Source organism: Streptomyces sp. NPDC037242, from assembly GCF_055604165.1.
Map to the genome: position 1 here is coordinate 21,070 of NZ_JBVJUY010000002.1, position 6,764 is coordinate 27,833.

A 6,764-nucleotide genomic window follows, 5' to 3' on the forward strand; every position below is an offset into this window, starting at 1 on the left:
CGCCGCGGACTGCTTCGGCCCGTACGAGCTCCACCTGGACGCGATGCGGGTCTACGGCTGCGACCCGTCCTGATCAGTATCCGGAGGGGTGGGAGGACAGCCAGTCGGTGTGGCGGTGGCGGAGCCGGTCGCGTTCCTCAGAGGTGGCGAGGATGACGTCGGCGCCGCCGTCGTACGGGTGGTGGATCCGGGTGAGGTCGGTGTCCGTCACGAAGATGCCGCACAGGGCGTCGTCCGCGACGGCACGGAGGAGCGGGTCGAGGCAGCCGCGCCGCCAGGGGCGGTGGTCAGCGTAGAAGTACCAGCGCGTGTGGAAGTCCGGGTCCGGATCGGCGGTGTCGTCCAGGGTGGTCCACAGCGTGCCCTCCGGGTGGAGGGCGGCGCGGTGGGCCGACCAGTCCGTCGGCTCGGACGGGTCGGTCCAGTCGGTGGTCACCACGTACACCTCGCCGCTCGCGAAGAGCTCGTCGAGGACCGTGTTGTACCGGTCGAGGAGGACCGCGTACTCGGCTTCGTCCTCCGCGTAGCGTTTCGACCCCGGCAGGCTGTGGAAGCGCACCCACCTGTCGGCGTACGCCGTCTTCAGCCAATGCGGGAGCAGCGGCCCGGCAGGTGTCCGGTCCTGCCAGAGCCAGGTCAGCCGCTCATGTGCGGGGTCGGCAAGCGAGGGGGTCACTCGCCAGGAGCCTCGGCGATGCCTATGGGGCAGGCCACGCCCGTGCCGCCGATGCCGCAGTAGCCGTTGATGTTGCGGTCGAGGTACTGCTGGTGGTAGGCCTCCGCCGGCCAGAACGGGCGTTCCGAGGCGGGGAGTACCGCCGTGGTGATCGCGCCGTAGCCCGAGGACGTGAGGACCTGCTGGTACGCGTCCCGGGAGGCCTCGGCCGTGGCCTGGTGGGCGGGGGAGTGGGTGTAGACCGCCGAGCGGTACTGGGTGCCGACGTCGTTGCCCTGGCGGAAGCCCTGGGTGGGGTCGTGGGACTCCCAGAACAGCTTCAGGAGGGTCGCGTACGAGACCTGCGAGGGGTCGAAGACCACGCGGACGACCTCGGTGTGGCCGGTGAGGCCCGAGCACACCTCCTCGTACGTCGGGTTCTCGGTGTGGCCGCCCTGGTACCCGGCCAGGGTGGTCCACACTCCGGGGGTCTGCCAGAACTTGCGCTCCGCGCCCCAGAAGCAGCCCAGCCCGAAGTCCGCGACTTCCAGGCCTTCCGGGTACGGGCCGGCCAGCGGGTTGCCGAGTACGGTGTGGCGCTCGGGCACGGCGAAGAGAGGCTCCGCGCGGCCCTTCAGGGCCTCCTCGCGGGTGACGAGCTCGGGCGTGCGGCGGTACGAGAACATGGATTCCCTCCTTGGTAGTCCTGACAACGGCCGGGGGCGGGCCGGGATTCCCCGACCCGCCCCCGAACCGCCCCGACCCTTACGCGCTACCCGTCAGAGGCCCGGCGTCGTCACGCCCACGGCCCAGTCGCGGGCGTACAGGTACCGGCGCTTCGGCGAACCCGCGTAGGACCACGGAAGGGCGCCGATGTACCCGTCGATGTGGCGGAACTGCTCGACCGCCTGCTCGTCGCGGTCCTGCCAGAACAGCAGGTACGCCAGCATGTGCCGCATGCGCGCCGTCCCGGGGTGGTCGTCCCCGGCCGCCGCCAGGTCCAGCAGCGCCGCGTCCACCGCGGCGACGATCTCCGGCTCCTTGAAGAACGTCTCGGCCGCCAGGTCGCTCTCGTCCGTCTCCTGCTCGAAGTACGCGATCAGAGGCAGCAGCGACAGCAGGTCACCGGGCTCCCCGGCGGCCGCCGACTCCCGCGCGAAGGCGAGCGCCAGCTCGTGCGAGCCGCGCCACTTGCGGCACCAGTACTGCTGCCCGCTGATGTGGGACCACAGCACCTTCGGGTCGCGCTTGACGACCTGCTCCCACAGCTCCCGGTACCGCTCGTGCGAGTAGCCCAGGCCCTGCCCGATGGGCTGCTCCACGATGTACGGGGTCGGGTCCGCCGGGTCGGCGAGGCGCTGGGCCTCGTGGGCCGCCTCCTGCGCCTTGACGAGCAGTTCGCGGAAGAGCCGGAACTGCTCCTGGGTGGTGCGGCTGCCCGACTGGCCCCCGCGTACGTTCCACGCCACCATGATCGCGGTGTCGGCGTCGACCAGGGCCGCCGTGGGGTCCGTGGGCCGCGCCGCGCGCCAGGCCAGCAGCCAGGCGTCGTCCTCGGCGGCCGCCTCGGCGAGCGGGCGGACCCGCTCCATGCGCTCGTGCCAGTCCTGCCCGGCCTCCTCGATGTACGCGGCGCCCGCCTCCCAGTCGCCCGACCGGACCGCCTCCAGGGCGGCGGCCCGCTCCGGCGGCACCGGCGCGGGGTTCTCGGTGTCGAGGTCGGCTTCCGCCACGAAGCCCAGCGCGACGACCGCGGCCGCCTTCTCGGCCTCCTGCCCGGCCTTGATCGCTTCCGTACTGGCGTTCAGCGTCCCGATCTCGGCTTCCAGCCGCTTCGCCTTGCGGATGAAGTAGACGCCCCGCAGGAACTTGAACGCACCGGCCAGCAGGAGCAGGCCGAGGATGTAGAGACCGATCACGGGGCGAGCACCAGCTTTCGCAGGGGTTCGGTGTCGGGCCGGTCCGCCACGGCCGACTCCAGGGCGGCGGTCAGCTGCTCCTCGAAGCCCTCCGCCGGGTAGCTCAGCGTCGCCGAGTCGGACCAGGACAGCTTCCAGTGGGCGCTGCCGCGAGCCGTCAGCTCGACAGTGACCAGCTGGTTCAGCGCGCGCCGCAGCACGGGGCGGGCGAACTCGCGGGCCGTGCGGCCGCTCGCCGCGGCCGCCTCCTCGGACTTCGGGAAGCGTTCCGCGATGCGCCAGCGCACCGCCGGGTCGGCGTCGATCGCGGCCAGCAGCGCGGCCAGGTCCGGCCCCGCGCCCTCGGCGGCGAAGGCCTCGCGGATCTCCTCGGCGCCCTCGCCGACGTACCGGGTCATGCTCTCCTGCACCAGGTCCGCCCAGTCCACCCGCTTCAGCGCGAGCGCCTCCGGGCTCAGCACGGCCTGCTCCAGCGCGGCCATCGACGCGTCCGCGTCGGACAGCAGCTCCAGGGACGGACGGGCCGCCTGGCCGCCGCGGCCGTCGTCGGGCAGGGCCTCGATGATGGCCACGCGCTCGGCGAGCGCGGGGTGGGAGTCGTACGGGGAGGCGGGCTCGGTCGACAGCTCGCTGCGCAGGTCGTCCAGCTCTTCCGAGCGGGCGTCGAGCAGGTGGCGCAGGCCGCCGAAGACCTGGCCGGGCCGGGGCAGCAGCTGCGCGCCGACGCCGAGCGTGGCGTAGGAGTCCATGTAGAAGTCCTGCGCGGGGCCGATCGCGTTGAGCTCGCGCAGCGCGGAGGCGGCCGAGTCGCGGCCGGCGATCCGGACGGAGGCGAGGTCGGCGGCGAGCTCCTGGCGGCGGGCGCCGGACAGGGTGGCGCGCTGGTAGAACTTCCCGTACGCCGTGTAGAGCGAGGCCATCGCGCGGTACATGGCGCCGTCGCCGCTGGTGTCGATCTCCTTGGCCTTCTTGCCCGCGGCGATCCGCTTCCCGGCCTTCTTCTCCTGCTTCGCACGCTCCTTGGCGACCTTGGCGTCGGCCCGGTCGTGGAAGTGCCCGATGGTACGCAGCAGTTGGGCTCGGCCGCGCGCGATCAGCGGGGTGAGGCGGGTGTCGAGGTTGGCGTAGTGGCCCATCTCGTGCGCGAGCACGGCGCGCAGCTGCATCTCGTCCAGGCCCGTCATCAGGGGAAGCCCGATGTAGAGCCGGCGGGTGCCGGGCAGCAGGCCGAGCAGCTTGGAGTCCTCGCTGACGGCCGCGTTGACCTCGGCGATCAGCACGATCTCGTCGGGCGCGCGGGTGCCGACCTGTTCGGCGACCTCGCGCACCGTGCGCCACAGGACGGGTTCCTGCTGCTCGGTGACGGGGACGCCGGGGATGGGGTCGCCCTTGGGCGTGCGGAGCATGAACATGCCGCGCACGATCGGGACGGCGAGGACGACGGAGACGATGAGGAGCTTGAAGAGAGCCGGCCCGCGCAGCCCCGCCGTCGCGAGCGCGATGTCGATACCGGCGAGTACGGCCAGCAGTACGACGCCGAGCAGATAGAAGCCTGCGAGCAGGGCAAGGGCGCGCGAGGCGCGCAGTGAAGCGCCCATATGGAACAGATCCCCCCACGGGATGGTGCGGTATTTACGCGCACCTTATGGGTAGGGGTTTTGCCCGTGCGAAGGGGGCCCACCCAGGAGCCCCCCGTCAGCGCCTCTCCCTCGCATCACCGCGGCAGCTCACCGCGGCAGCGTCGCCGGAGAGCCGCCGTTCGCCTCGTAGCCCGCCACCGCCAACGCCCGGTACACCGCGTACGAGGCCGCCGGGTCCGCCGAGGCCGACCACGGCAGGGCGCCCACGTACCCGTCGACGTGCCGCACCTGCTCCATGGCCTCCGCCCAGCGCTCCATGTTGACCAGGCACCACAGCAGCAGGTGCCGGACGTGCGCCAGCATCGGGTCGTCCTGCCGGGCGGTCGCCACCGCGTACAGCGCGCCCTCCACCGCCCGCGTCACGACCGCGCTCTCCCAGAAGCTGCGCACCATGACGACCTCGGGGATGTGCTCGTACACCGCGAACAGCGGCAGCGCCGCCAGCAGCGAACCCTGCGGGGCGCGCGCCGCGGCCGCGTGCGTGAAGGCGTCGGCCTTGTCCCGCGAGCCGTGCCACTTCTCGCACCAGTAGTTCAGCGCCGCCAGGTGCGCGCCCATGTGCTGCGGGGCCCGGTCGATGACCTGCGCCCACAGCGCGTCGTACTGCGCCTCCGAGTAGCCGAGCGCCCGTCCGATCGCGAGCTCGGTGATGTACGGGACCGGGTCGCCGGGGGCCAGCAGCGCGGCCTTGCGGCACGAGTCCAGGGCCTCCTCCAGGATGATCCGGTGGTCCTCGGAGCCCACGCCGCCCGAGTGCCGCCACGCCTGCTGCACCAGCAGCTCCGCGTGCACCTGCGCGCCGCCCGCGTCCTTCGGGGAGTCCAGCCGCCAGGCCTTCAGCCACTGCGCCCCCGCACCCGGCTGCCGCACCAGCTCCAGCGCCGCCGCGCCGCCGAAGGCCTGCACGCGCTGCCAGCGCAGCTCGCCCTCCTTCGGGGTCCCGGCCAGCAGGGCCGAGGCGGCCTGCCACTGCCCGGTGCGCTGCACGTTGTCCAGGGCGTCCATCAGGTCCTGGTCGGGCCCGGGGATCCGGATGTCGAGGTGCTCCTGCAGGTCGAACCCGTAGTCCGCGGGGTCGGCGGCGTCGGGGCTGCCGGGCGCGACCAGGCGCAGCCCGCCGCGCCTGCGCCGTACGTACGGACTGACGGCGGCCACGATCAGGCCCATCGCGAGCAGGAACAACAGAATCTCCATACCCCCCAGCGAACCAGACGCACCCGGCCGAAGGCCAATACGGGGGAGGTCCGGGCAGTTCCCGGGGCATAGCATCTGCCCATGAGCGACGACAGCCACGAGCACCAGAGCTTCGAGACCCGCGCGATCCACGCGGGCAACACCGCGGACCCGCTGACCGGCGCGGTCGTGCCCCCGATCTACCAGGTGTCCACGTACAAGCAGGACGGTGTCGGCGGACTGCGCGGCGGTTACGAGTACAGCCGCAGCGGCAACCCGACCCGGACCGCGCTGGAGGAGAACCTCGCGGCGCTGGAGGGCGGCCGGCGCGGCCTCGCCTTCGCGTCCGGGCTCGCCGCCGAGGACTGCCTGCTGCGTACGCTGCTCTCCCCGGGCGACCACGTGGTCATCCCGAACGACGCCTACGGCGGCACCTTCCGCCTCTTCGCGAAGGTCGTCTCCCGCTGGGGCGTCGAGTGGTCCGTGGCCGACACCTCCGACCCGGCGTCCGTACGGGCCGCCCTCACCCCGAAGACCAAGGTCATCTGGGTCGAGACCCCGTCCAACCCGCTGCTCGGCATCACCGACATCGCCGTCGTCGCCGACATCGCGCGGACGGCGGGCGCCAAGCTGGTCGTGGACAACACCTTCGCCTCCCCCTACCTCCAGCAGCCGCTGGCCCTAGGTGCGGACGTGGTCGTGCACTCGCTGACCAAGTACATCGGCGGGCACTCCGACGTGGTCGGCGGCGCGCTCGTCACCGCCGACGAGGCGCTCGGCGAGGAGCTGGCCTACCACCAGAACGCGATGGGCGCCGTCGCCGGCCCCTTCGACTCCTGGGTCGTGCTGCGCGGCATCAAGACGCTGGCGGTGCGCATGGACCGGCACGCGGAGAACGCCGGCAAGATCGTCGAGGTGCTCCAGCGCCACCCGAAGGTCACCCAGATCCTCTACCCGGGCCTGCCCGAGCACCGCGGCCACGAGATCGCCGCCAAGCAGATGCGCAACTTCGGCGGGATGATCTCCTTCCGGGTCGCGGGCGGCGAGGAGGAGGCCGTCGCGATCTGCGGCCGCACCCGGATCTTCACCCTGGCCGAGTCCCTCGGCGGCGTCGAGTCCCTGATCGAGCACCCGGGCCGCATGACCCACGCCTCGGTGGCCGGCTCGGCCCTGGAGGTCCCGGCGGACCTGATCCGCCTGTCCGTCGGCATCGAGAACGCCGACGACCTCATCGCGGACCTGACGCAGGCGCTGGGCTAGTACCCGAAGCCCCCGAAACTCCGCGGCAGCGGGGGGGGGGGGGGGGGGGGGGGGGGGGGGGGGGGGGGGAAGAAAGGAACAAGCACAAGGCAGCCACCCACCCCCCCCGAGAAGCAG

Annotated in this window: 6 protein-coding genes; 1 reads left to right on the plus strand and 5 read right to left on the minus strand. The window is 72.5% G+C overall.

Annotated elements, in window-relative coordinates:
- Positions 1–73: 73 nt before the first annotated feature.
- From ACZ7GJ_RS02900 to ACZ7GJ_RS02920, 5 genes are all read right to left on the minus strand, one after another.
- The gene (locus ACZ7GJ_RS02900; RefSeq protein ID WP_470748795.1) at positions 74–676 is read right to left on the minus strand and encodes a DUF3885 domain-containing protein; all 603 of its coding nucleotides are present in this window, start codon (positions 674–676) and stop codon (positions 74–76) included.
- Complete coding sequence (msrA, locus tag ACZ7GJ_RS02905; RefSeq protein WP_470748797.1) at positions 673–1,341, minus strand: peptide-methionine (S)-S-oxide reductase MsrA; 669 nt, start codon at positions 1,339–1,341, stop codon at positions 673–675. The genes ACZ7GJ_RS02900 and msrA overlap by 4 nt, the downstream gene beginning before the upstream one ends.
- A 93-nt stretch (positions 1,342–1,434) precedes the next feature.
- A complete protein-coding gene (locus tag ACZ7GJ_RS02910) occupies positions 1,435–2,574 on the minus strand; it encodes a hypothetical protein (RefSeq protein ID WP_470748799.1) in 1,140 nt (379 codons plus the stop codon).
- Entirely contained in the window at positions 2,571–4,172 is a 1,602-nt protein-coding gene (locus tag ACZ7GJ_RS02915) for a M48 family metalloprotease (RefSeq protein WP_470748801.1), read from the minus strand. The genes ACZ7GJ_RS02910 and ACZ7GJ_RS02915 overlap by 4 nt, the downstream gene beginning before the upstream one ends.
- 129 nt (positions 4,173–4,301) lie before the next feature.
- Positions 4,302–5,408 carry a hypothetical protein gene (locus tag ACZ7GJ_RS02920; protein WP_470748803.1) on the minus strand — a complete coding sequence of 369 codons (1,107 nt, stop codon included), beginning with the start codon at positions 5,406–5,408 and terminating at the stop codon, positions 4,302–4,304.
- Positions 5,409–5,489: 81 nt separating this feature from the next.
- Here ACZ7GJ_RS02920 and ACZ7GJ_RS02925 point away from each other — a divergent pair, with 81 nt between their 5' ends.
- Positions 5,490–6,647, plus strand: coding sequence for a cystathionine gamma-synthase (locus ACZ7GJ_RS02925; RefSeq protein WP_470748804.1), 1,158 nt, complete (start codon positions 5,490–5,492; stop codon positions 6,645–6,647).
- Positions 6,648–6,764: the final 117 nt, after the last annotated feature.